General features: G+C 40.9%; 21 protein-coding genes and 2 pseudogenes. 15 read left to right on the top strand and 8 right to left on the bottom strand.

What is annotated here, in order from left to right:
• Position 1: 1 nt before the first annotated feature.
• From WH214_RS12275 to WH214_RS12260, 4 genes are read right to left on the bottom strand one after another with little or no spacing between them, the layout of a single operon-like run.
• Complete coding sequence (locus tag WH214_RS12275) at positions 2-1,003, bottom strand: ABC transporter substrate-binding protein (protein WP_339420756.1); 1,002 nt, start codon at positions 1,001-1,003, stop codon at positions 2-4.
• The gene (locus WH214_RS12270) at positions 990-2,333 is read right to left on the bottom strand and encodes an LLM class flavin-dependent oxidoreductase (RefSeq protein WP_339420758.1); all 1,344 of its coding nucleotides are present in this window, start codon (positions 2,331-2,333) and stop codon (positions 990-992) included. Before WH214_RS12270 ends, WH214_RS12275 begins: the two co-directional genes overlap by 14 nt.
• A 1-nt stretch (position 2,334) precedes the next feature.
• Entirely contained in the window at positions 2,335-3,486 is a 1,152-nt protein-coding gene (locus WH214_RS12265; RefSeq protein WP_339420760.1) for an amidohydrolase, read from the bottom strand.
• A gap of 13 nt (positions 3,487-3,499) precedes the next feature.
• Entirely contained in the window at positions 3,500-4,504 is a 1,005-nt protein-coding gene (locus WH214_RS12260; RefSeq protein ID WP_339420762.1) for an MsnO8 family LLM class oxidoreductase, read from the bottom strand.
• Between the two features lie 317 nt (positions 4,505-4,821).
• On the opposite strand from WH214_RS12260, the gene WH214_RS12255 reads away from it, so the two are divergent.
• The 5 genes from WH214_RS12255 (at position 4,822) to WH214_RS12235 (ending at position 10,571) form a co-directional block, all read left to right on the top strand.
• Complete coding sequence (locus WH214_RS12255; RefSeq protein WP_339420763.1) at positions 4,822-7,359, top strand: TonB-dependent receptor plug domain-containing protein; 2,538 nt, start codon at positions 4,822-4,824, stop codon at positions 7,357-7,359.
• A gap of 136 nt (positions 7,360-7,495) precedes the next feature.
• Positions 7,496-8,116, top strand: coding sequence for a glutathione S-transferase family protein (locus tag WH214_RS12250; protein WP_336957194.1), 621 nt, complete (start codon positions 7,496-7,498; stop codon positions 8,114-8,116).
• A gap of 450 nt (positions 8,117-8,566) precedes the next feature.
• Positions 8,567-9,400 carry an energy transducer TonB gene (locus WH214_RS12245; RefSeq protein ID WP_339420765.1) on the top strand — a complete coding sequence of 278 codons (834 nt, stop codon included), beginning with the start codon at positions 8,567-8,569 and terminating at the stop codon, positions 9,398-9,400.
• Positions 9,401-9,431: 31 nt separating this feature from the next.
• A complete protein-coding gene (locus WH214_RS12240) occupies positions 9,432-10,166 on the top strand; it encodes a MotA/TolQ/ExbB proton channel family protein (protein WP_339420767.1) in 735 nt (244 codons plus the stop codon).
• Positions 10,167-10,571 (top strand): ExbD/TolR family protein, encoded by a 405-nt coding sequence (locus tag WH214_RS12235; protein ID WP_234953404.1) that lies wholly within the window; start codon positions 10,167-10,169, stop codon positions 10,569-10,571. It begins immediately after the preceding gene.
• A 115-nt stretch (positions 10,572-10,686) separates the two neighbouring features.
• Here the strand turns inward: WH214_RS12235 and WH214_RS12230 are convergent, their stop codons facing one another.
• Together WH214_RS12230 and WH214_RS12225 are read right to left on the bottom strand one after the other, a co-directional pair.
• Positions 10,687-11,850, bottom strand: coding sequence for a hypothetical protein (locus tag WH214_RS12230; RefSeq protein ID WP_339420772.1), 1,164 nt, complete (start codon positions 11,848-11,850; stop codon positions 10,687-10,689).
• Positions 11,851-12,081: 231 nt separating this feature from the next.
• The gene (locus WH214_RS12225) at positions 12,082-13,026 is read right to left on the bottom strand and encodes a LysR family transcriptional regulator (RefSeq protein WP_339420773.1); all 945 of its coding nucleotides are present in this window, start codon (positions 13,024-13,026) and stop codon (positions 12,082-12,084) included.
• 89 nt (positions 13,027-13,115) lie between these two features.
• On the opposite strand from WH214_RS12225, the gene WH214_RS12220 reads away from it, so the two are divergent.
• The 8 genes and pseudogenes from WH214_RS12220 (at position 13,116) to WH214_RS12185 (ending at position 19,458) form a co-directional block, all read left to right on the top strand.
• Positions 13,116-13,757 (top strand): alanyl-tRNA editing protein, encoded by a 642-nt coding sequence (locus tag WH214_RS12220; protein ID WP_339420775.1) that lies wholly within the window; start codon positions 13,116-13,118, stop codon positions 13,755-13,757.
• Position 13,758: 1 nt separating this feature from the next.
• Positions 13,759-14,394 (top strand): LysE family translocator, encoded by a 636-nt coding sequence (locus tag WH214_RS12215; protein WP_339422923.1) that lies wholly within the window; start codon positions 13,759-13,761, stop codon positions 14,392-14,394.
• A gap of 268 nt (positions 14,395-14,662) precedes the next feature.
• Positions 14,663-14,896 (top strand): hypothetical protein, encoded by a 234-nt coding sequence (locus WH214_RS12210; protein WP_339420777.1) that lies wholly within the window; start codon positions 14,663-14,665, stop codon positions 14,894-14,896.
• 273 nt (positions 14,897-15,169) lie between these two features.
• Positions 15,170-16,156, top strand: coding sequence for a linear amide C-N hydrolase (locus tag WH214_RS12205; protein ID WP_445206366.1), 987 nt, complete (start codon positions 15,170-15,172; stop codon positions 16,154-16,156).
• A gap of 229 nt (positions 16,157-16,385) precedes the next feature.
• On the top strand, positions 16,386-17,009 hold the full coding sequence (locus WH214_RS12200; RefSeq protein ID WP_339420781.1) for a LexA family protein: 624 nt from the start codon (positions 16,386-16,388) through the stop codon (positions 17,007-17,009).
• A 20-nt stretch (positions 17,010-17,029) separates the two neighbouring features.
• On the top strand, positions 17,030-18,325 hold the full coding sequence (locus WH214_RS12195) for a Y-family DNA polymerase (RefSeq protein WP_339420783.1): 1,296 nt from the start codon (positions 17,030-17,032) through the stop codon (positions 18,323-18,325).
• Between the two features lie 63 nt (positions 18,326-18,388).
• Positions 18,389-18,895: pseudogene (locus WH214_RS12190) on the top strand (GNAT family N-acetyltransferase).
• 209 nt (positions 18,896-19,104) lie between these two features.
• Positions 19,105-19,458, top strand: coding sequence for a hypothetical protein (locus tag WH214_RS12185; protein WP_087014205.1), 354 nt, complete (start codon positions 19,105-19,107; stop codon positions 19,456-19,458).
• 108 nt (positions 19,459-19,566) lie between these two features.
• On the opposite strand, the pseudogene pobA reads toward WH214_RS12185, so the two are convergent.
• Positions 19,567-20,769, bottom strand: a pseudogene (gene pobA, locus WH214_RS12180) (4-hydroxybenzoate 3-monooxygenase).
• A 140-nt stretch (positions 20,770-20,909) separates the two neighbouring features.
• On the opposite strand from pobA, the gene WH214_RS12175 reads away from it, so the two are divergent.
• A complete protein-coding gene (locus WH214_RS12175; protein ID WP_339420789.1) occupies positions 20,910-21,725 on the top strand; it encodes an IclR family transcriptional regulator domain-containing protein in 816 nt (271 codons plus the stop codon).
• Positions 21,726-21,899: 174 nt separating this feature from the next.
• On the opposite strand, the gene WH214_RS12170 is transcribed toward WH214_RS12175, so the two are convergent.
• The gene (locus tag WH214_RS12170; RefSeq protein ID WP_339420791.1) at positions 21,900-23,246 is read right to left on the bottom strand and encodes an MFS transporter; all 1,347 of its coding nucleotides are present in this window, start codon (positions 23,244-23,246) and stop codon (positions 21,900-21,902) included.
• Positions 23,247-23,630: 384 nt separating this feature from the next.
• Here WH214_RS12170 and WH214_RS12165 point away from each other — a divergent pair, with 384 nt between their 5' ends.
• Positions 23,631-25,313 (top strand): arylsulfatase, encoded by a 1,683-nt coding sequence (locus WH214_RS12165; protein ID WP_339420793.1) that lies wholly within the window; start codon positions 23,631-23,633, stop codon positions 25,311-25,313.
• Positions 25,314-25,328 lie beyond the last annotated feature (15 nt).

Raw genomic sequence — 25,328 nt, 5'->3', positions numbered from 1 at the left:
TTTAATCTCCCAACCCCGGCGGGTTGATTACAGAATGCTGAATCGCTTCTGCCTGTGCCCCCCAACGCGCTAAGACTTTTTGATATTCCCCTGTTTGAATTACTCCATTTAAAGCGGTCTGTACCGCATCGACCAAGCCACCACCTTTTTTCAGCGTGACCCCCAATTCGGCAGGTCGTGTTCCACCACCGAGCGCTGTGCCTGCTAAACGGATTTTTGCACCATTTGCTGCTTGCCATGCATAAGCAACGTTAGGACCAAATAAGGCATCAACCCGCCCAGACTGAAGCGCCAAACTTGCGGATGCACCGTCATCGTAATAAAGTGCCTGCCCCGGTGGCAGCCCTTTCTTTTTATTGTCTTCAATCCAATCCAACAGCACTTTTTCCTGATTGGTACCAGAACCGACAATCACTTTTAAACCTGAAATATCATCGGGACCTTTGATGGCTTTGACTTTGCTTTTCTCTGAGACATAAAAAGCCAATACGTCTTGGCGATAGGTCGCAAAGTCAAATTTTTCCTTACGCTCTTTGGTTACAGTGACATTGGCAATGGCGGCATCATATTTGCCACTAATCACACCGAGCGGCCAGTCTTCCCACGAAGTGCGAACCAGTTTCAGCTTTAAACCTAAACTGTCTGCAATCAAACGGGCAATATCAATTTCCGTTCCAATATAGGTTTGGTTATCAGGCCCCAACACACTTAACGGCGGTGCTCCTGAAATCGCAGCAACCGTAAAATAACCCGCATTTACAAACTTAAAATCTTTTGGGATTTTTTGACTGGCTTCCGTATTGTGAGCAACATGTATAGGCGTCATATTCTGTTTTAATTTTGCAAGCTCGCGGCTATAAAAATCGGTTTTATCAGTCGATTTTGTAGACTCGGCTGCTGAACTCGCTGTTTGTGTAGATGCCTGTTCTTTGCTGCATCCAACCAGAGAAACACCAACCAACAGTGCCAAAGCAATCGCCAAAGGTGTTTTATTCAACCGCATGAAGCTGTTCCTTTTCTGATGGTTCAAATTGATTTTCTGGTCGCTTTAAACCAAAACTAGCGCGTAAAGTAGTGCCCGGATATTCGGTACGATATAGCCCGCGTTGTTGCAGCAATGGCACAACTTTTTCAATAAAGGTATCTAAAGTTTTAGGGGTTGCACCCGCAATAATGAAGCCATCTGTCGCTTCTTCTTTTACCCACAATTCCAACTGATCTGCCACTTCTTCTACCGTTCCAGCAAAAGGTGGACGAGGAGTTGCTGCTTGCAGTGCAACCTGACGTAAAGTTAAATTCTCTGCTTTGGCTTTACGTTTAATTTCATCAGTGCCACTTTTGAAGCTGTTTTCACCGAGTGTGCCCAGTTCTGGAAAAGGTGCATCGAGTTCATACTGAGAAAAATCATGGTGTTCAAAGAAGCGCCCCAAATAATTCAGTGCATCCTCTATCGTCACCAATGCAGCAGTTTCAAGATATTGACGCTCTACGTCCTCAGTAGAATCTCCTATCAAGACCCCAATCCCTTGGAAAATCAGCAAATCATCTGCGTCGCGACCATTCTTAATCACTTGCTGTTTCACATCTAAGTAAAACGCTTGTGCTTCTTCCAAAGAGGCTTGATGGGTAAAAATAGCATCGGCATGTTTCGCAGCTAATGCACGACCTGCACCCGATGCTCCTGCTTGGAACAAAATCGGACGGTCTTGTGGCGAACGCTCCACATTGAGGGGGCCTGCCACTTCAAAATGTTTTCCTTTGTGATTCAAAGTATGTAATTTACTGCGCTCAAAAAATTGCCCTGTTTCTTTATTGCGAACGAAAGCACCTTCACCCCACGAGTCCCAAAGCCCTTTGGCTACTTGCAAATATTCATCTGCAATTTCATAACGTTGACTGTGCTCAGGATGCTGTTTACGGGTATGATTTTTTGCAGTGCCTTCAAGCGGTGTGGTCACCACATTCCATCCTGCACGTCCACCACTTAAATGATCCAGACTGGCAAACTGACGCGCAATGGTAAAAGGCTCGCTATACGAGGTCGATACCGTACCCACCAAACCAATATTTTGCGTCACACTGGCTAGGGCTGAAAGCAAGGTAATCGGTTCAAAACGATTGAGAAAATGAGGAATTGATTTTTCATTGATATATAAACCATCAGCCACAAAGACAAAATCAAACTTTGCCTGTTCTGCCTGAAGTGCGACGTTTTTTGCAAATTCAAAATTGATACTGGCATTGACTACCGCTTCAGCATGGCGCCATGCAGACATATTTCCGTTTGCACCGTGTAAGATAGTTCCAAGGCGAATTTGTTTGTGATTACTCATGTTAGACCTCTGCATTTTTATGAATAGACTCAAGTGCTTGTGTTGCTAAGGCAGCAAAGTACTGAGCAGCTGGATAAATTAAGGATTCATTGGGTTGATATTGCGGATGATGTAAACCGAAAGAACTGGCACTGCCGATACTGACAAAGGCACCGGGGATGTGTTCTAAATAGGCGCCAAAGTCTTCACCGATCAAATAAAGCGGTGCGTCTTGCACGTCATAACCTTGCGCACGCGCAACGCTTTGGCTCAGTTCAGTCCATGTCGCAGTGTTGATTAATGCAGCTGGTCCATTGTCCCAATCCACAGCAATCTCAACCGAGTGGGCAAGTGCAATACCCTGTGCAATTTGTTTAAGTTTTTGTTCAACGGCTAGGCGAACCTCAGCAGAATGGGTTCGTACCGTGCCCTCTAAGTGCGCTTCTTCTGGCAAGATGTTCCAACTTGTGCCCGCATGTATTTGGGTAATACTGACTACACAGGTGTCCAAATTATTTATGCTACGACTGGCAATGGTTTGCACTGCACTAATCAACTGCGCCGCCACAACAATCGGGTCTCTGGTTTCATGCGGACGACCTGCGTGACCGCCCTTGCCTTTAATCACAATTTTGAATCGATCGACGTTGGCATAAAATCCACCAGCACGAGTGGCAAAAGTGCCTAGAGGTAACTCAGGAACATTGTGAAAACCGAAAATGGCCGATACATCTTTTAAGGCTCCACTATTAAGTACTTCATAAGCACCACTATAGGTTTCTTCAGCGGGCTGAAAAATAACGCGTACCGTACCTTTTAATTCAAACGCTTGTGCTTTAAGTAAAATCGCAGCGCCTAAAATGGTCGAGCTATGCAAATCATGTCCGCAGGCATGCATGACCCCATCTTGAGTCGAGCGAAAGTCTTGCTCAATCTCTTCATGAATGGGTAACGCATCAATGTCTGCTCGAATAGCCACAATCGGATGACCCGTGCCAATATCCGCAATCAGTCCTGTTTTTAAGCCCCAAGTTGAGGTTTCAATGTCATATTCAGACAGCCATTGTTTTAATTTGTCGGTGGTTTGAAACTCTTGACCTGATAATTCTGGATGACGATGTAATTCATGTCTCCAACTCAGTAACTGCTGTTCCAGTAATGGTCTATTTGGCATTAATTTCCCCAACTCAGGCTGCAAGCACAGCGTGCTGCGCCAGTAAAGTTAGAGATTTCAGACGTGTTGCATGATCTAAAAGTGGCGATTCAACAATAAATTCATGAATTCCATATTGTTGATGTAAAGCGTGTAATTGCTGATGAATATCATCGGCAGTGCCTTTAATAATGTTCAACTGCTCTTTTTTGAGGCTTTTAATTGCAGATTGAGCTTGTCTCGAAAACTCCTGCCCACTTTGCTCATTCGGAATCTTTACCCGTTGACCATTCTCAAGTTCTAAGGTCCAAACGGATAGCCCTGCTGCCAGTTCTTCTGCTTGATCACGGCTATCAGCCACAATAATTTGTGCTGCAACAATGGCCTGTTTCCCTGCTGAATAGCTTGAGTAGGTTTGCAACGCATCTTGAAGTAAGGTGGCATCGCCATTCAGATGTGCAGCAAATACAAAATTCCAGCCTAAATCTGCCGCAAGTCGAGCGCTTTCAATACTGGCCCCCAATAAGAACTTTTCTGCACTTTGCTGAGGTATTGGTGTTGCAGCAACCTGATCAGGCTGATTTCGATCTAACTTTGCATGTAAATAATGATCTAATGCCTGTAGCTGCGCTTTAAAGTTGCCCTTTTGTGTTTGGTCTAACCCAAGTTGTAATGCCTGCGTTGAAACAGGAAAACCACCAGGTGCTTTGCCTACCCCCAAGTCCACGCGGTCATGTGTAAGACTTGCTAAAACATTAAAATTTTCCGCAACTTTATAAGGACTATAGTGCTGCAACATTACTCCACCCGAGCCAATTCGAATGCTTTTAGTCTGTGCCAATAACCATGCAATCAAAATTTCGGGTGATGGACTGGATAACAAAGCTGTGGAATGGTGCTCAGCCACCCAGTAACGATAAAAGCCTAAAGCTTCTGCCGTTTGAGCAATTTGCAATGCATTTTTAAATGACTGTTCCGCGCTGATGCCTTCGGCTCTTGGACACTTATCCAATATGCTTAATTTGTAATTCAGCCCCATTTGCTATTTCCCAAAAGATATAAAGTTGGAACCTATTAAACGGATTTAGCTTTTAAAAATTAAATATTAAATAAACTTAAAGTTATATAAAAAAGTGAAAATATGATTTTCACAAAGAGATTGAATTGCTATTAAAAATAAAGAAAAACTTATTATTAATTTAATATAAACATATTTACTCAAAACTGATATTTAAATGATTATTTAATATTTAACAATAAAAAAACAATCGATATATTGACTACCAGAGTCGAAATACTCATCAGATTATTGTTTTAAGTAAACCTATCCAAATTACATTATCACTGGAAAATATAATGCTGCACACCAAATTAATACAGCCCCAGCCTGAAAAGCTGGGTTTTAAAATATCACTCCTTCATCAATCCATTTTTTTTGCATTAACTTGCGGAATTACCGGCTCAATCTACGCTGAAGATCTTCAGCAAAAAACCGTGACATCCGTTGAAAAAGAAGATGTTCAACAACTCGAAAGCGTGGTGGTGGTAGGCAACCGTGGTGGTATTCGTACCATCACTGAAAGCCCTGCACCTGTGGACGTGATTAGTGGAGAGCAACTACTTAAACAAGGCAATACCCTCGCTTTAAGAGACATTTTGGCAAAAGTAATTCCTTCTTTTAGCGTGGCTACAGTGCCTAGCCAACCTGATGGTTATGGGGCTGTAGCCCGTTCTGCGGGTTTACGTGGTTTGGGTGGTGGTCATACGCTTGTTCTAGTGAATGGAAAACGCCGCCATGTCGGTGCTTTGGCCATTAATAAATACGGCTTTGGTGAGGGCTACCAAGCAGCGGACTTAGATCTGATTCCAATTGGTGCTATTGCACGAGTTGAAGTTTTACGTGATGGTGCAGCAGCCCAATATGGTTCCGATGCCATTGCTGGGGTGATCAACATCGTGCTCAAATCTGCTGATAATGGCGGCAATATTAGTGCCACCTATGGTGGTCGAGAGCATTATTCAGGCACTGACCGAAATGGAGAAACCTTCCAACTGAATGCCAACGTTGGTGCACCTCTAGGCCAAGATGGTTTTATCAATTTTGGTTTTGACCTAAAAAATCAAGATGCTACGACCCGTGCAGGGGCTGTTTCAGGCAATATTTATTCAAAAGTAAATGGTCAAGATGACCCACGTGAAGCGACTGTGGATCGTAATTTAAATAAATTAGGTCTGCCTTCGGTTGAACAGTTTAATGTTTCTGCAAATGCTGAACTGCCGCTAAGTGATGCAGCAACCCTGTATAGCTACACCACCGCAGGCTGGCGTGATGCCTCGACTGGTGCATCCTACCGTCGTCCGAACTCTAGATCAGGTATCGTTGAAATATTCCCGAATGGGACAACACCCGATGTCATTTTAAATGAAACGGATGTACAAACCGTTTGGGGACTAAAAGGCGATAATGCGCTTGGTTGGGCATGGGATGTGAGTAGTTCTTATGGTAAAAACACACAAGATCACTCTACGCAAAATAACCTAAATCCATCTCTTGGACCGTCTAGCCCGACTTCATTTGGTTTGCAAAAATACGATGCTTACCAATGGGTCAGCAACCTTGACCTAAAGAAAACCTTCGATATTGGTTTTGGTGCAACGCCGCTCAGCGTTGCTTGGGGCCTCGACTATCGTAAAGAAGGTTGGTCTTCTAAAGCCACCGATCCTTTAGCCTATAAAAATGGCGGTTATATTATTCCTACAGGTGATAATGCAGGCTTACCTGCAACCGTCGGAACCTTTGGTGCTCGTGTGCTCTTACCTGAAGATGAAGCCGATATTAGCCGTAGTAACACCGCTGCCTATTTAGACTTAGGTTTAGATGTGACTGACAACTGGTTTGTGGGTTTAGCGGGTCGTTTTGAGCATTATGATGACAGTTCAGGCGATACCTTTAACGGTAAAATTAACAGCCGTTATGAGTTCAATCCTCAACTGGCGGTACGTGGAACAGCCAGCACAGGCTTTATTGCGCCCTCGTTATATCAACAAGGTTTTGCCAGTACGGGTATTGTGAGTACAGTAAATAACGGTGTTCGCTCAGATGTATATAGTAAATCGGCACGTACCGACTCGGCACTAGGTCAAGCTCTCGGTGCAGAAGCACTCGATCCAACCAAATCGACGAACTTTTCTCTGGGTTTAACCTATAGCCCATTCAAGAACTTTAACCTTGCGGTCGATGCTTATCGGATTGAACTGAAAGATCGTATTGCTTCCACGGCGGGACTTACAGGAACAGGCATCAATAACATATTGGCAGCAAACGGTTTTTCCAACGTCAACTATGTCACCTACTATGCCAACTTATTTGATACAGAAACCAATGGGGTCGATGTTGTTGCGGACTACACCCAACAGCTGAATCAATACGGTCGTATCCGCTGGAGCTTAGGCTTCAACTGGAATGAAACCGATATTACAGCAATCGCGGATAATCCAAGTCAGTTAGATGGTATCAATATTGATCGTATCACCCGTCGCACCAAAGGCATGATCACCGATGCAGATCCGAAAACCAAATTCACGTTGGCTGCGAATTGGCAATACGCAAAACTGGATTTAAATACGCGCCTGTCCCGTTATGGCAGTTACATTGCACGCAGCGAAACAGCGGCGACAGACCAAACTTTTGATGCTAAATGGATTGTAGACCTAGATGCGACCTATAACCTTACAGACAGCCTGTCCTTTACTTTAGGCGCAGATAACGTGTTCAACACCTACCCTGAAAAATCTAACATTGTCGATGGCTTAGGTGAAAACTACTATGCCCAGCTTTCGCCTTTTGGACTCTATGGTGGTTATTACTATGGACGTGTCAATTACCGCTTCTAAAAACATTTAAACCTAAATGCTTTGGTGAAATTTCAATATCGTCTAAGCCATTTTGACTGTTCAAAATCGCTGATCACTTAAATACTGGATTTCACCAAAGTACGGCATCTTCACATTAAAATTTCTGAGAAAATATATGAGCATTACCATTTGGGGCAGACCCAACTCTTTAAATGTCCACAAAGTACTTTGGCTAGCAGCCGAACTTGGACTTCAATTTGAACATATTCCTGCTGGACAACAGTATGGTGTGATCGATACTGCTGAATTTTTAACGCTTAATCCCAATGGTTTGATTCCTGTCATTCAAGACGGTGACACAGTTCTGTGGGAGTCCAACACTATTTTACGTTATCTAACTGAGATGTATGGAAAAAATTCATTATGGATTGAAGATCCACGCTTACGCTTTAGCGCAGAAAAATGGATAGACTGGTACACCACCACCGTCCTGCCTGTGTTTGGAATCGTGTTCTTTAATTTAGTTCGACAGCCTGAAGACAAAAGAGATTTGCAAGCCGTTAAAACTGCAGCAGAAAAATTAGAAAAGATCTTGGATGTTGCCAATGCTGAGTTGGCTAAACAGCCCTATCTGTCTGGCTCTCATTTTGGCGTTGCGGATATTCCTTTGGCTTTAGCTCTCAATCACTGGTTCAATTTAGATGTTGAGCGCCAGCATGATCATACACACTTAAAAGCATGGATCGAACGTATTAGAGCGCGTGAGCACTTTTTAAAAGTGGCCAATATTCTTTAGTTAAGCATTATTGCACCATTTTTAAAAATCTTAGCTTTAAATAGAATAAGGCTGTCCTGTATACGGATAGTCTTATTGCATATAAATATATCTATTTAGCAGAGATATAAAATTACTTCCATAATAAAAATTAAATACAAGCTTAACCATAAGCAGATATCTAAAATATAAAATAAATTATCTATAATTATTCTAAGGCACCATCTTTAATTATTCTTTTATCACTTTTTATCAAAATACTAATCTAAAAAAATTCTTTTTCTATTTTATAAAAATCACTCATTATATTTTCAACCTCTCATTTAACTAAATTATTCCACGCATCTGTGAATTAATTAAAAACTTAAAATTGAAAGAATATTTCCTTATTCAAATTAATCCAATTTAATTAATGAAATAAAAAATATTCTGCAATGCAAATTAAATCTTATTGAATGGTGCATTACTGATATGAGCGAAGTCAGTCGAAGTCCTTATAGAAAGGCAATTTTGTTTGAACAACTTCAAAATGTTCAGTCCAATGTATTTCATGCTGTAGATCCATTTGTTGCCCACTTAGCAAGTCCGATCACAGCAGAAAAACCTGTTCAGACCCATAAGATCTTTTGGGCAATTGGTGCTGTTCTGACGTTACATTACGGCATTTTTTATCTTGCAGAGCATCTTCCAACACCGCCCTTAGTCGTGAAAAAACCCGAACCTATCGCGATTGTAATTGAAAAACCCAGGGAAGAGCCGCCTAAGGTGATTGAACCCAAACTCAAACAGGAAATACAAAAACCGATCATTCCACCTGTTTCCGCAAAGCCTCAGCCCGTACAAAAACCTGTGGTTGAAAAGCCCGTGCAAAAACCTGTAGTACAGAAGCAGATTGAGCAGCCTCGACCTACTGCCAAATCAGTTGCTCAACCTGTACCGCAAGCTGAGCCTACAGAAAACGTCACACCGACCCCAAAAGTCGCTGAACCTGTGAGTAAACCCGCACAAGAAAACCTCCCTGTGACTGCAGCCAAAGGTTATGCAGGTTACTTGAGTAATCCTGCACCTGAATACCCAGAAGTGGCGTTAGACCGTGGTTGGGAGGGTGTTGTGATGTTACGTGTGAAAGTCTCACCCACAGGCAGTCCATTGGAAATCAACCTGAAAAATAGCAGCGGCAAAAAAGCACTGGATGATGCAGCAGTAAAAACTGTGAAGCGCTGGAAATTTTCACCTGCACTGCGTGGCAGTACACCAGTTGAAGGTTGGGTCGATGTTCCGATTCACTTCAAATTACCCAATTAAACTGTAAAATTTTATCTTAGGAAAATTCGATATGTCTGATATTAATACGATTATTCATGATGCCACCATTTGGTTATTGATCGGCTTTTCGATTGTAACGTGGGTTTTAATTGTGGTGAAAGCCGTACAAACCTCAAAAGCCACTCAACAAAGTAAGCTGTTTGTCGACAACTTTTGGTCAGCCCAGAACTTGGCAGAAGCAATTAATCAGTCTGAAGATGCGCAGGGACCGACAGCACGTATTGCCCAAACTGGTTTTAAAACTTTGACTGACGCGAATGAAAAAACCCATCAAGACTTACAACAAACCTGGAGCCGTCAGGATTTGTTAGAGAGACACTTACGCAAGCAGATCCTTGCTGAACGTCGCCAACTGGAAAAAGGCTCGGCTGTTCTTGCATCCATTGGCAATAATGCTCCATTTATTGGTTTGTTTGGAACCGTGTTCGGAATTATTCATGCCTTACAGGCGATTGCACAATCTGGTAGTGCCAGCATGGATGTAGTTGCAGGTCCAATTGGTCAGGCGTTGGTTGCAACAGGTATTGGTATTGCCGTCGCTGTGCCTGCTGTACTTGCCTATAACTATTTTGTCCGTAAAGTAAAAGGCATCGGTGCAGATTTAGATGACTTTGCAACAGACTTTGTCAGCCTCACTCAAAAAGTAGGTTTCCAACTGCCAACCAAAACTCAAACTGCGCATGTTGCTGCAAAACCAGTGGCGACGCATCAGTTATCATCTCAAGAAAAGGAGGCTTTGGCTTAAATGGCTATTTCAACTTCTCAAGATGACGATGTCGTCAGTGACATCAACATTACCCCACTGGTCGATGTGATGTTGGTGCTATTGATCGTGTTTATCGTCACGGCGCCTTTATTAACCAATAGCGTAAAGGTCAACTTACCCAAAGCTGCGCCGACACAATCTACCGATCAAAACAAAGCACTGGTGATTAGTGTGAAACCTGATGGCGCAATCTTTTTAGATAAAGACCCAGTCAAGCTAGAAAATTTTGAGCAAGAAATCACACAGCGTAAAACTGCCAACAGCAAGTTAGCATTAAACTTAAATGCCGATGAGACTGTCCCTTATGGCACGGTGGCTAAACTCTTAGCCAGTATCGAACGTGTCGGTGTAGAGAAATTATCAGTGATTACCGAACCGAAATAATCGATTATTCATTGGAAACCTAGACATCTACAACACTTCAATCTGTATTTATAAAAAAGCACCCTCAGGTGCTTTTTTATTCATTCAATGTAATCTAAATTCTATATTTATAGAGTTAGCGACTCACACGTTGAATTGCTTCATCGTAAGTCGCACTTGGTTTGTATTGGTTTGCTAATTGGTAATGCTGTTTGGCTTGAGCATAGTCCTGATTATTTTCATAAATTTTACCAATGTTGTAATGTGAATACGCTCTGGTATTGTCATTAGACGCTAAAGCAATCGCCTTTTGATTTGCCCATAACGCTTCAGATGAACGATTCAACTTTTGATAAGCAACAGCAAGATTACTATAGGTTTGTCCAACGTTTGGATTGTAATCAATAGATTGTTGATAAATCAGGGCAGCTTGTTCAAATTGATTGTTTTTATACGCTTTATCCGCTTTCAAATTTAGTGCTTTAGCCCTTGCCTGCGCACTCGCTGAAACAGGAACATAATGCAGCTGCGTCGCTTGGCTTTGGTAACTCGATACAGTTGAACCAACTTGGCTTGCCCCAATAGTTGTCCCCGAAATACGATTAATATCTTGGATTTCACCCTCTGGACTAATGCGGAACACAGTCCATAAATTTCCTGTCAGCCCCGTTGGAATATAATAAGAACGGATCAAAGACTCGCCAGCATAGACCATAACTTTTGCTTGGCTATTCGACAGGTTCGCAGTATTGGGTTTGGTGCGATCTGAATAATCATGCACTGAATAAACATAATATTGCCCGTCTAAACGTTTATCGATGGTTACGGTTTCAGGGCCATAAGAGTCTGTGTCGTCGACATCTAAATTGGCATCTTGCCCTTGTTTATTGTCCCAATAGACATGTTGATTTTTATAGCTTAAATGCGAGTCCAAATCTAAAGGACTCTGCCCCCAGTTTAAAACAATTCGCATACTGTTTAAGTCTTTCAATACAGGACTTAAAGCATAGGTCATACCATCACAGGGACATTTTGCAACCAGTGTTGAATAGCCTGATTTTTTGATAATCAATAAATTTTCTGCACCATTCGCACTACTACTGTTCACCGTTGCTCGGCCGTCTGCATTGGTTGACGTTGATGCAGACTGTTCACCATTTTTTTGTAAAATGACTTGTGCATTCGCAATATTTTGATCTTTTACCGTTGCACTTAAAACATGAATATTGGTTGTATCTGCATAGCCCAAAGTAGGGATGCTTAAACCCAAAATAGAAGAATAAAGTAGATGTTTTTTCATTGCGTATCTCTTAGTAAATTGCTTATTTCATTTTAAAGTCTTTTCAACGCTAGGACTTAAACATTAAATCATTCAAATTATGCGGTACATTTGATGCATATACTATGGCTTAAATATCGATAGTCTGCTTAGGCTATTTCAAAGATGCATCATCAATGTTTACTCTTCATCACCTATCTAACTCAGCATTAGCCATGCTATAAGCTCTTTGAATGATGCCATTTTAATAAATTAAGCAAGCGTCTCTTCACTTTTTAGGACGGGTTCTAGTCTCAGTTTCTGCGCAATAAACTGAATAAAGACCTCTATTTTCGGAGCTAAATAGCGTGTGGGTGGATATAGTAACCAAGCATCTCCACTATAATAGGTCTTGAAATGCCAATCTGGTAATACTTGAATCAGTGCTTGGCTATTTAAAGCATGTCTCGCCATAAAATAAGGCAAACTTGCGACTCCCATATGCTTTAAAGCCGCATCTAGTCGGATACCAGTATGATTCGCCGAATATCGTCCTTTTACAGTCACACTGGTGGTTTTATTACCCTTTTGGAATTTCCACTTTGAATCACTGACTTGTTCACCCAAATAAATACATTGATGTTGGCTTAAATCACTCGGTTGCTGAGGTGTTCCATTCTTTTTTAAATACTCGGCTGTCGCCACTAACACATGGTCAATGCGAATGAGCTGTCGGCCCTTTAAGCCCAACGGCGGTTCATTGGTGATGCGTATGGCCAAGTCAATTTCATCATCAATAAAGTCTATGAAACGATCTTCCAACAGCAGTTGAATATCTATCTGAGGATAAAGTTCAAGAAATTCGGGTATATGTGGATGAATCAGATAATGCCCTACGGCTTTCGGTACACTGATCCGAACGGTCCCACTGGGTTCAGTATTGAATTTGCCTGAATGCTCAATTACTGCTTGGGCAGCTCTAACCATCTCTGAACAATGGTCATAAGTTTGTTTTCCACTTTCACTTAAACGCAGTTTTCGCGTTGTTCTTTCAAGCAGCCTTGTTCCTAAAGCCCGTTCCAATCGGCTAATGGCTTTACTCACTGCGGACGGCGTATTTCCAAGCTGTCGAGCCGTTTCTGAAAAACTGCCAGTCTCCACAACTTTGACAAAAATAGCCATTTCTTGGAGTAAAGCCATACTTTGATTTGTGCTCATGAGGAAAAAGTAATTTAATTTTTTACTAGATTATCATCAATAATTAGGCCTCATATAATCTTTTCTGTGAAATTTTGACAGAGATAACTATGACTCAAGCTTTATATCTATCCGACATCACTCAAGCCGAGGTAGAAGTTTTACACTGTGACCCCACTGAAGATGGACGATTTGCCATTCAGCTTGCCCAAACACCGTTTCATCCGCAAGGTGGTGGTCAACCCAGTGACTTAGGTAAAATCAATGGTGTAGATGTGCTTCATGTCGCTATGCAAGATGATCAAATTATTCATTATTCTAATCACGCGATTACTTTAGGTTTGGCACAGGCTCAAGTTGACCTCAACCGACGCCACTATCACAGTCGCCTACACTCCGCAGGACACTTAATCGGGCATGTGATGCAAGCCTTTGGTTGGCAACCCACCAAAGCACAGCACTGGCCAGACGAATGCAAAGTCCAATTTATCAAACAAGACCATTCTGAAGACCCAGATTTAGAAACTTTACAGCAGATATGCAATCAATATATTTCAAGCCAACTAGTCAGACTGACCCAACAAAATGCTGATGGCTACCGTGAAGTCCGTTTTGGGACTTTACCTGCATTTGCTTGTGGTGGAACTCATGTCCAAAATTTATCTGAAATTGGGACACTCGAAATTACAGGCTATAAACTTAAAAAAGATAAGTTAACCGTGAGCTATAGCGTTTCAGATGAGCATCAATAATATGTGGATGCAATATAGTTCAGAATTTTTAGCTTTGGCTTTGGTACATTTTCTTGCGGTCCTTTTACCCGGCCCTGACTTCGCCATTACAGTTAGAAATAGCGTGCGCTATGGCTATGCAATTGGATGCATCACGGCTATTGGCATTGGTATAGGAATTTCAGTCCATGTTTTATATACCCTTGTAGGCTTGGGCATTATTATTCAACAAAGTCCGTGGTTCATGCTTATTTTAAGAATCGCAGGCGCACTATATTTAATTTATTTAGGTTGGAGTTTATTACGTGCTCCCTCTGTCAATATCGACCCCTCGATTGAAGAAACTGCCAATATGCCTTTGAGTCAAAGCAAAGCCTTTATAACGGGCTTTATGACCAATGCGCTCAATCCCAAAGCGACTATTTTTTTTCTAGCTATATTTACCACACTCGTCAGTCCGACAACCCCGATGAAACTACAATTTGCTTATGGGATATGGATGTGTATCGTCAATGCACTCTGGTTCATGCTGGTCGCTGTTTTGTTTTCTCAACCCGTCGTTCGACAGCAATTTTTAAAGATGGGAAAACAGTTTGAGCGATTGATGGGCCTCATATTAATTGCTCTGGCGCTGAAGCTGTTATTTACCCATTTATGATGTTTCATAGCACCAGCAACTGCGGATTATTCAGAATGTCATCACTGCTGATATTCTGAATAAGTACATAAAAATATGAGCAGCATATTTAAATCATAAAATGTGTAATCATTTTATTAAAATTTGGCCATACGTTGGTTGCTATTTATCTTCTGAAGATATCTTTTAGACTCACCCGACATTAAAATAAAACTGTGCTAAAAATAATCAAATAAGCCATACTCTATTTTTATATCATGTGGTAAAAATATATAAAAAAGGGAATGACATGAAAATAAAAATAGATTCATTACTTTCAATCGGTATTTTTATGAGCCAAAGAACTCAGGTTAAACGCTTTATAGAAGGCTTGCACAGCGCATTAAGACTAAATCAGAACATCTATGCCTTTGGTGCAGATGTAGACAACATAATAGGCCAAGAAAACTTGATTTTTTTGCTGACTGGAAAACGGCTGCAACCTTTCAAGAAAAACATACATTGTCCCTGCCCATTGCCCTAAATATCCAATTAGATCAAACCAGTTATAGGATTTACAATCAAGCTTATCTATCTCCTGAGACTACACAACTCAAAGCAATCCAAAATAAATTTCGGAACAGGTTATCGTTATTGTGAACACGATTATAAAGCGAATAATTTTTATTGGGACATTCAACAGTAAGAGCCAGTCATTGGCACACATTTACCTATTTTCTACGAGAGCATGATAATGAACAATGTACTAAAAAAAGTATTATTTGCCGCAGGAATATTTGTGGTAGCAGAAGCAACTATGGCATGTACCCGTGTGGTTTATCTGGGTAATAATGACGTCATGACAGCACGTTCGATGGACTGGAAAAGCGATGTTGGAACCAACTTGTGGATTTTACCCAATAATGTCAAACGTAATGGTATGGCGGGGCCAAAATCGATTCAATGGACATCCAAGTACGGCAGTGTGGTTGCAACGGGTTATGACATATCTACTACCGATGGCGTCAATGAAAAAGGGCTAATGGCAAACTTACTGTGGTTGGTTGAATCTGAATATCCAAATGTAAAAACCTCTAAAAAGCCACCATTGGGCATTTCACTGTGGGCGCAATACGTCTTAGATAATTATGCCACAGTAAACGAGGCCGTTCAGGCATTGGAAAAAGAACCTTTCACGGTGGTGACCGACCAAGTTCCAGGTGAAAAACGGTTAGCAACACTGCATTTATCTATTTCAGATGCCACAGGCGACAGTGCCATCATTGAATATATTGGTGGAAAACAAGTGATTCATCACAGTCGCCAGTACCAAGTCATGACCAACTCACCAATCTTTGATCAGCAGTTGGCGCTAAATGCTTATTGGAAGCAAATTGGTGGAACAACCATGCTCCCGGGTACAAACCGCGCGGCCGATCGTTTTGCCCGTGCATCTTTTTATATCAATGCCATCCCGAAAAATGCGAATTATAAACACTCATTAGCGAGTGTTTTTGGTGTCATTCGCAATGCGTCCGTACCCTTTGGATTGAACACTGAAGAAGAACCAAATATTTCCTCAACCCGTTGGCGTACAGTGGTCGACCATAAACGTGGTTTATATTTCTTTGAATCTGCTGTTTCACCCAATGTGTTTTGGGTCGATTTAAAGGAAATTAACTTTAAAGATGGTCAAACCAAGAAGTTAGAACTTGGCCCAGACCAAGCTATGACATATGCAGGCAAAGCCAATGCATCCTTTAAAGTCACCAAACCTTTTGAGTTTTTAGGAACTAATCCCTAAGTTTTCATTTAGTTCATCGGCTTAACAATATAATCAGCACTAATAATAGCCCTGATCAAAGGGCTATTTATCACCCAAAAGAAAGTTTCTCACTTTTCTTATCCGCGACCAAAATTGACGGAGCATTGTTTATTCAGCATTTTTAAATTTGAGTTTTCACCCACATCAGCATATTCTGAACAGACAGATTTCACTTCCAAACACGCCTTGTAGCGTAGGAGTATTCAACATGTCAAAGAAGTTACCCATCTACTTTTCGGACGACGCATGGTCGTCTCTACAAGATCTCATGGGGCCAGACGGCAAACCCAGCCCCACCATCAATAGCATGCTCGAACAAATTGCGCAGCAAGCTGAACTTGCGGATCAACTTGGGCTAACCCCTGTTCTACCTCAGTCCAAAGTCTCTATTCCTGTCTCTTTAGAGCGCATTCCAGCAGGCCCAGCCTTCAGCACTAAAGATGAGCAAGGCAAAGCCATCGATCTCAATGAGTTCTTAATACAAAACCCCATTTCAACGTTCATCGCTCATGTAGACAGTGAGTCAATGTTGGGCGTAGGTCTTGAAGTAAATGACCCGATTATTATTGATCGGAGTATTGAAGCTAAACACTACGACATCGTGGTGGCTTTAATTGATAATAAAGACTCCACGATTAAAAGACTGATGATGACAAACAAAATGTCAAAGTCGGACATCAAAGACATTTTTGGAGATGAAAACTACCCTTTGCCTCAACTTTGGTTGAAAGCTGAAAACCCCGAGTATGAACATATTATTCCTACAGAAAATCAAACCTTTGTCATTTGGGGAGTGGTGACGTTTAACTTAAAACGTCTGTACCACCGTTAAGAATAATAAGAAGAAACAACATGAAAAATGAAACTGAAATATTCGCGCTCGTTGACGTGAATAATTGCTATGTCTCGTGTGAACGCGTCTTTAATCCAAAGCTCAATGACTGCCCTGTGATTGTATTAAGTAATAATGATGGTTGTGTAGTTGCTCGAAGCCAAGAAGCCAAGGATCTCGGCATTGGCATGGCTGTCCCTTTTTTTCAAATTCAAGAACTCGTGCAGCAACATAATATTCAAGTGTTTTCGAGTAACTATGCTCTATATGGGGAAATGTCTCGCCGCTTCATGCAGTTATTGGGGCAATATGTGGCAGCCGATGAACAAGAGATCTATTCCATTGATGAATGTTTTTTAAAGCTAACCGCTTATGAGCATTTATTTAACCTCACTGACTATGCCAAAGACATGAAAGACAAGGCATGGCAATGGCTTGGTCTTCCCTGCTGTATTGGAATTGGTCGTTCTAAAACAGAAGCCAAAATTGCCAATCATTTAGCCAAAAAAAATAAGGCGTTGAATGGCGTGTGCAATTTGGCACACATGGACCCATGTACGGCTGAATACATGCTTGCACATGTGCAGGTCGGTGAAGTCTGGGGCGTCGGTCGACAGAACTGCAAAAAGCTGAACGCGATGGGTATTTATACGGTTTTAGATTTGATTGAATCCAAGCCAAGTGAAATCAAAAAGCACTTTAGTATTGTCATGGAAAAGACCGTCCGTGAACTTCAGGGGTTGTCTTGCATCAATATTGAAAGTGAGGCGGTTGCGCATAAGCAAATTATTAGTAGTCGCTCATATGGTCAAGCTGTGTATGAAATTGATGACATCAAAGCCTCTGTACGCCTATATGTTGCCAGTGCGGTTAAACGCTTACGTCATGATGGCTCTATTTGTAAAATGATCGGGGTGTATATTCAAACAGGTCGTTTTAGTCAAAGTGAACGTTACTCGCCCTATACCATTGTGCACATGCATGAACATACCGATGATCTACTTGAAATAACGCAGGCGGCCATGAAAGGCATTGACCAAATTTACAAGTCAGGGTTTAAATACAAAAAGGCGGGCATTGTCCTTTTGGAAATTATGGATAAATCTAAATTTGTGCATGATCTTTTTACCGACTATAGCCATAAAAATGACCGTAAAGAGCTCTCAAATACGATGGATGCCATTACTGAACGCTTTGGTAAGAATTTGATTTCTTTGGGGGTTTGCAATGAGAGGAAAGAGCCTTGGCAAATGAATCAGTGCAATCGCTCTCCTGCCTATTTAAGCAACTGGTCGGAGCTATTTAGAGTGGGTTGAAGTCTTATCTTCATAAAAGTAGTGTCACTTTCAACTGAACGAATACTCATAAGGATTTTTTGAATGAACATCACGATTCGAGACGAACAGCCAGAAGATGTTGAAGGCATTGAGAGGTTGACTCGTACTGCATTTTTAAATGCAGAGCATACCAGCCATACGGAACAATTCATTGTGAACAGCCTCCGAAAAAGTGGTCAACTTACGATTTCTTTGGTTGCTGTTGAAGACGATTCAATTATCGGTCATGTCGCCATTTCACCTATATCCATCTCGACAGGTACAACAGGTTGGTATGGCCTAGGCCAAATTTCTGTCTGCCCAAATAAACAAGGTTTGGGCTTTGGGTCACAACTGATGCAAGCATCCCTTTAAAAATTAAAACAACTGGGTGCCAAAGGCTGTGTTCTATTAGGCGACCCCAATTATTATCATCGCTTTGGGTTTCGGCCTTATCTAGAGTTGGTTTTACCTGGTGTTCCTAGCGAATACTTTCAAGCTCTAAGTTTCAATGGAGAAATACCGCAGGGCGTTGTCAGTTATCATGATGCATTTAATGCCACTGAATAAATTGAACTTTTAAATATCAATTTACTCTGTTGTGTAAAGTTTGAATGAGCACTTTAAACCGTATTTTGAATCATTTAAGGTGAATAAAAGTACGTTTATACAGCGTAAGGCTCTATTTATGTAAGGCGTATGTAAAGCAAACTTTTAAACTTTAGGTATAACAAATAGTATATATGGACTTATGATTTATATATAAAAAGGTCAGTTTTATGAAAAATATTTTAGGTGCAACACTCATTACTTTAGCCTTAGTAGGCTGTACTTCTGCACCAACGGGAAAAGTCACTCAAGAAAATACATCAAGCAGTAATGCTGCAGAAACACAAGTGATTCACTTCACTGGCCCAATGGATTTAACCATTGAACTGAAGTCATCTGATAATTTTGAAACAGCGATGATGACGGATAACTCAGATCGAACATTCATGCTGAAAAGTGCACCAGCGGCAAGTGGTATGTTTATGACTGACGGCAAAGGCGTTTCTATTCACATCAAAGGAAGTGAAGGCATTGTAGAGTTTGTCAAAGACAAGCCGATCCAGATTACTGAGTTTAAGAAATAAACGTCATATCTAATCGTTTATTAGAAAAAGTCATGTAGGACAACTCCCACATGACCTTTATTTTGTCTTTACTCACAATACGTTAATCAGTTTTCAATATTTAGTGAACTAATACACCATCAACTTTTGAAACTCATAAGGCAAACCCACGTAATTCTCAGCCAAAGTCGTTTGTCCTGCTTCCGAACCCAATATATAACTTAATTACGCTTGTTTGATCTTATGATCAAACTCACTTTCGGTTTCAAATCGATGTAATAAATGGGTCATCCACCAAGAAAAACGCTCAGCTTTCCAAACGCGCTGTAAACACTTTTCCGAATAATCATTAATTCCCTGCTCAGAACCTTCTTGATAGTACTGAATGAGCGCACTGGATAAATAGGCAATGTCTGAGGCAGCAAGGTTCAAGCCTTTTGCCCCAGTCGGTGGCACAATATGTGCCGCATCACCCGCTAAGAATAATTTACCAAAACGCATCGGTTCAGACACGAAACTACGTAGCGGCGCAATACTCTTTTCAATCGATGGCCCCGTCACCAGTTTCTCCTTACTTTCAGGATCTAAACGATTCTTCAGTTCATCCCAAAACTGTTCATCAGACCAGTTTTCGACTTTATCAGTAACTGGAACTTGTAAATAATAGCGACTACGTGTTTCGGAGCGCATACTACATAGTGCAAAACCACGTTCTGATTGTACATAAATCAATTCATCCGCTACAGGTGGTACATCCGCCAGTACACCCAACCAGCCAAATGGATAAACTTTTTCAAAAGTCTTAATTTTATCTTCTGGGACACTGGCACGGCAAACTCCATGATAACCATCGCACCCGGCTATAAAGTCACACTCTATTTGATAAGCCTGATTTTGACATTCGAAACCAACATTGGGTAGAGCATAAAAGTTATCAACTTTGACATTTTTCGCTTCATAAAAAGACAGCAGATCTGCCTGTTCACGTGCCTGCATTAAGTCCTTGGTGACCTCGGTCTGACCATACACCGTAACTTGTTTTCCACCAGTGAGAGCAGCTAAATCAACACGGTGCTTTCGTCCTTGAGCCAATATTTCAATACCGGAATGGGGTAATCCATGTGCTTTAAGATTTTGATCAACATCTGCTTTTTCCAGTAAATCTACAGAAACCTGTTCCAAAATACCTGCACGAATGCGCGAAGCAACATAGTCCGCACTGCGTTGTTCGACAATGATGTGATCAATCCCTGCTTTATAAAGCAGTTGCCCTAGTAAAAGCCCTGCGGGGCCCGCACCAATAATTGCTACTTTGGTTTTTAAAATTTCCATGATTTCATCCTTGTATATTCCTTATTTCAAATTACGCGCGGATGAGTTTCTGAGCTATATAGTAAAATTGAAATTGACCGTATATCATTACAACTGTCCGATAATCGGACAAAAACATATCAAAATTCTGGAAATACAGTATGGACGCTGAACATCAGTATGTATTACATCCCCATTCACAAGATGTGATTCGACATGCAGATTACATTGCAGGCTTAGCCAAAGGTTTACAAATATTAGAAGCATTTGGCGTCGATCGGCAGCGCCTGAACGTAACCCAAGTGGCTGCACGCACGGGCATTAGCCGTACCGCAGCTAGACGGCATTTAAAAACACTGAAATTTTTAGGTTACTTAAGCACCGATGAGCATTACTTTTGGCTCACCCCCCGAGTATTACGCTTTTCTAGCTCTTATTTAAGCTCGGCTCACTTACCTAAAGTAGCCCAGTCCTTACTAAACTTACTTTGCGCTCAAACCTCATTGACCTTCTCAATGGTGGTTCTAGATGAACATGAAGTGGTGCCAATTGCGCGTAGTTATCTTCCCCAACAAGACCATTTCCGAGTTAACCCTTATGGCATGCATTTAGGCAATCGCTTGCCTGCACATGCCACATCAACAGGCAAAGTACTGTTAGCAGCTTTATCTCTAGAACAACAACAAGTATGGGTTGAAACCTATGGGCTCAAACGTTTGACACCTTTGACCATTACGAATAAAGTAATCTTTTATGAGCAACTGAAAACTATTGCTTTATCAGATTATTGTTTATCTAAAGAAGAGCATGAGTTGGGGATTATTGCACTTGCCGTACCTGTATTAAATGCACAGGGCCAAGTGATTGCAGCCATAAACTGTATGTCGCAAACCAATCTCACAAGTGAAGACTATTTGATTCAACAGGTATTGCCATTATTACGTCAGGCAGCCAATGAACTCCGTGGTTTGATATAAAAAACCACCGCAATGCGGTGATTTTTTATCAAATATAAGGATTGTCACTCAATAAAAATAACTAAACAGAATGGCAAATTCTTCTTTATTCAAATGAATATGTCTAGTCATTCCGCTTAACTGAAAATGAATTGGCTCAACACAACATAATCAACTTAATTAATAAAAATCCAATTAGGCTGATAAATTTAGCGAAGATGTTTGATTCGTTTGCTTTCGGTAAAATAACTTAGCAAGTACTAAAATGATAAAAATCGCTAAGATAAAAACTATACCGTAATAAGCATAAAGTTGCAGAGGCGCAATACCTCGATCTAAAAATAAGCCCGCAATGATAGGAGATAAAATTGCCCCTATTCGACCAAATCCTATCGCATACCCTACACCGCGACTTCTTATATCCGCTTCATAAATAGTGGGTGAAATAGCATATAATCCCGCAACACATCCATTCATTAATATTCCAAGTAATAGCCCGACAAGAAGTGCAAGGCTCACTTTTGACGATACTGCAATAAATAAAAAAATACTCAAAGCTGTCAGACCTAAAAATAAACTAAGTGCATAAAAAATTTTTATCCGCGAAGCAATCAACCCAATAATGGCAGCGCCAAAAATACCACCAATACTAATTAGAATCCCTGTACTAACACCTTGATCTGATGACATACCTATCGTAATTAAAATTTTAGGTGTCCAACTCATTACAAAGTAAAAGCCAAACATCACCAAGAAAAATGCGCACCATAAACACAATGTTTGAAACCCTTGTCGTCCTCTAAATAGTTTCTTAATACCATTATTGTTATCACGCCCATTTAGCACATGATTCGGCAATACAGCTAAATTTTCTAGTTTAATACGCCGTAAAATTCCATTGATATTATCTAAAGCCCGTACTGGTTTTTTCACCAATAAGTAATCAAGTGACTCAGGTAGTAACCATAAGGCAAATACGAACATTATCAAAGTTGTTATACCTCCAGCTAAAAAAACGGAGCGCCAACCTAAATGTTCAATCAATGCAAAAGTTAAAATCCCTCCTAATGTCGCACCAATACCATAACCAGTAGACATTAAACTAACGGCCAGACTTCGCCAACGCGCATTTGCGTACTCACTTGCAAGCACATTACTGCTCGCAAGAATACCCCCTACGCCCACTCCTGTAATAAAACGTAAAATAGCTAAAATGGTATGATCTTGAACCAAGGCACAAGCAGACATACTGAGCCCCGAAAGTATTAAGCAGATTAAAATTAATAACCGTCGGCCAATTCGATCGGCTTGTGGTGCTAAAAAAATTGAACCTGCTGCCATCCCAAATAGACCCGCACTTAACAATATTCCCACTTGAGCACCAGATAATACCCACTCGGCAGAAACAGCAGGTGCAGTAAATGCCATAACCATGACATCAAAACCATCAATTACATTCAAAAGAATACAAATTAGGATAACGAACCATTGATAACGACTCATTTTGTTATCGTTAATCTCATGTAGAACATTTCTTTGCACGCTGTGTCTCCCTTTTTGGATAGGAAATACACACCGAAATAAAAGAACATATAGTGCGGTGATTATGCATATCCTTATCCATAATTGCCTTATATTGATAATTTAGTTGATTGATGTGCTGTCATAACACTCAACCCAAAGAGCACCCTGCTCATCCACACATCCTGACAATCGGGATCCAAAAAATCAATAAAATTAAATTATAAATTACATTAGAGCAAGTTAAATTAAGACAAACAACTGATAAACATAACAAATAATAAATTTCATAAAATTTTATGGATCCAATTTAAAAAATATTTTATGATCAACATGGCGCAATTAATCACCAGCCCAACAAACACCTTAGCTGCATGAAGCACTAAAAAATCAAAGGACTGTCTTATGACATTAAAGAAAATAAGCCAACTATCGTTTGGCTTATTCCTATCTAGCACACTTATTTCACCAAGCCATGCCACAGATCCCAAGCACTCTCCACCAAATATTATGATTATTCTTGCAGATGACTTAGGATTCTCAGACATTAGTGCTTATGGAAGCGAGATTAAAACCCCTCATATAGACAGCTTACTCACACAAGGAAAAATGCTCTTTAATTTCCACGCTTCATCTATGTGCTCACCTACGCGCGCCCAGCTTATGACGGGCGCAGACAATCATTTGGTCGGTTTAGGGGCAATGTATGAAACATCCAAAAGACAGGAAAAATTAGTAGGGGCAGACAGTCCGCGCTCATTATTAAAAATTGACGGCTATTCAGGACATCTAACCTCAAATGCCTATACGCTTGCGGAAATGCTAAAACAAAAAGACTACTACACCTTTATGGTAGGTAAATGGCATTTAGGTTTTGAGGCCAATCAAAACCCTAAAGCACGTGGTTTCGATCAATCTTACGCTTTATTGGATGGCTTTGATCTACACTTCAAAGAGCAACCTAAGAATTACTCTCGCAACACCCAATATACCGAAAATGGTCAGAAAGTATCTTTACCAGATCACTACTACTCAACCGATTTCTTTACCAAAAAAGCGGTTGAATACCTGGATAAAAATACTCAAAACAAGCCATTTTTTGCCTATTTGGCTTACACCGCACCGCATTGGCCAATTCAAGCTCCAGCATCTTATCGGGATATGTATAAAGGGAAATATGACCAAGGCTATGATGCGATTCGAAAAGCCAGATTTGAACGCCAAAAGAAACTTGGACTGATTCCTGCAAACGCCGTATTTCCTGAAGAACGCGGCAATCAAGCTTTGTCGACCAAAGGTTGGGATCAACTCACGCCTGCTGAACGCAAATATGAAGCTCGTAAAATGGAAGTTTATGCAGGCATGGTCACTCAGCTTGATGATCGTGTTGGCGATGTCATTCAATACTTAAAAAAACACCATCAATATGACAACACTGTGATTGTCTTTATTTCTGATAATGGTGCTGAAGGTGGTGATCATAACTTCCCGATGGGAGAAGCAAACAATAGCCTTGAAAATATTGGTAATGCAACTTCTTATGTTTACATGAGTCCACGCTGGGCAGAAGTCAGTAGCACTCCATTTACCTACTGGAAGTCGGCTGCTGCTGAAGGTGGCGTACGCGTCCCCTTCCTTGTAAAATACCCAAGCAATCTCTCCAAAGACCGTGGTATCAACAACAACTTTGGCACAGTTCGTGATATTTTCCCTACAGTGATGGAATTGGCGGGTATTCAACACAACCAGCTGTACGCTGCGGACAGCAAAAAAATCCAATCTTCGGGTTACAGCTTGATTCCTGCTTTTAAGAATAATGCCGCACGCATTCGCCCTGTAAACTACTATGAATTTAAAGAACTACATGGCAGTCGCTATGCCAAAAATGATGAATGGAAGCTGGTTGAAAACTCCCCATCAAAATTCAACAGTCATGGATGGGAACTCTATAATCTAAAAAAAGACTTTAATGAACAGCACAACGTTGCTGCACAACATCCTAGAGTTGTCAAAATTTTAAATGACAAATATCTGTCCTATGCAGATAAAAATGGCGTCGTTGACTTTGAGCAATACAACAAGAAGTAAAGAATAAATAATGAT

Source organism: Acinetobacter sp. MYb191 (assembly GCF_037572605.1).
GTDB classification, from domain to species: Bacteria; Pseudomonadota; Gammaproteobacteria; order Pseudomonadales; family Moraxellaceae; genus Acinetobacter; species Acinetobacter johnsonii.
The sequence above is the reverse complement of the archived record's forward strand: the minus strand, read 5'-3'. Positions and strand labels throughout refer to the sequence as shown.

Coding starts and splice junctions, on each gene's coding strand:
- WH214_RS12265 (WP_339420760.1), bottom strand. CDS start 3,486: ATGCCAAATAGACCATTACTGGAACAGCAGTTACTGAGTTGGAGACAT.
- WH214_RS12245 (WP_339420765.1), top strand. CDS start 8,567: ATGAGCGAAGTCAGTCGAAGTCCTTATAGAAAGGCAATTTTGTTTGAA.
- WH214_RS12210 (WP_339420777.1), top strand. CDS start 14,663: ATGAAAATAAAAATAGATTCATTACTTTCAATCGGTATTTTTATGAGC.
- WH214_RS12185 (WP_087014205.1), top strand. CDS start 19,105: ATGAAAAATATTTTAGGTGCAACACTCATTACTTTAGCCTTAGTAGGC.
- WH214_RS12220 (WP_339420775.1), top strand. CDS start 13,116: ATGACTCAAGCTTTATATCTATCCGACATCACTCAAGCCGAGGTAGAA.
- WH214_RS12275 (WP_339420756.1), bottom strand. CDS start 1,003: ATGCGGTTGAATAAAACACCTTTGGCGATTGCTTTGGCACTGTTGGTT.
- WH214_RS12175 (WP_339420789.1), top strand. CDS start 20,910: ATGGACGCTGAACATCAGTATGTATTACATCCCCATTCACAAGATGTG.
- WH214_RS12215 (WP_339422923.1), top strand. CDS start 13,759: ATGTGGATGCAATATAGTTCAGAATTTTTAGCTTTGGCTTTGGTACAT.
- WH214_RS12195 (WP_339420783.1), top strand. CDS start 17,030: ATGAAAAATGAAACTGAAATATTCGCGCTCGTTGACGTGAATAATTGC.
- WH214_RS12240 (WP_339420767.1), top strand. CDS start 9,432: ATGTCTGATATTAATACGATTATTCATGATGCCACCATTTGGTTATTG.
- WH214_RS12200 (WP_339420781.1), top strand. CDS start 16,386: ATGTCAAAGAAGTTACCCATCTACTTTTCGGACGACGCATGGTCGTCT.
- WH214_RS12260 (WP_339420762.1), bottom strand. CDS start 4,504: ATGGGGCTGAATTACAAATTAAGCATATTGGATAAGTGTCCAAGAGCC.
- WH214_RS12165 (WP_339420793.1), top strand. CDS start 23,631: ATGACATTAAAGAAAATAAGCCAACTATCGTTTGGCTTATTCCTATCT.
- WH214_RS12205 (WP_445206366.1), top strand. CDS start 15,170: ATGGCATGTACCCGTGTGGTTTATCTGGGTAATAATGACGTCATGACA.
- WH214_RS12230 (WP_339420772.1), bottom strand. CDS start 11,850: ATGAAAAAACATCTACTTTATTCTTCTATTTTGGGTTTAAGCATCCCT.
- WH214_RS12250 (WP_336957194.1), top strand. CDS start 7,496: ATGAGCATTACCATTTGGGGCAGACCCAACTCTTTAAATGTCCACAAA.
- WH214_RS12225 (WP_339420773.1), bottom strand. CDS start 13,026: ATGAGCACAAATCAAAGTATGGCTTTACTCCAAGAAATGGCTATTTTT.
- WH214_RS12235 (WP_234953404.1), top strand. CDS start 10,167: ATGGCTATTTCAACTTCTCAAGATGACGATGTCGTCAGTGACATCAAC.
- WH214_RS12270 (WP_339420758.1), bottom strand. CDS start 2,333: ATGAGTAATCACAAACAAATTCGCCTTGGAACTATCTTACACGGTGCA.
- WH214_RS12255 (WP_339420763.1), top strand. CDS start 4,822: ATGCTGCACACCAAATTAATACAGCCCCAGCCTGAAAAGCTGGGTTTT.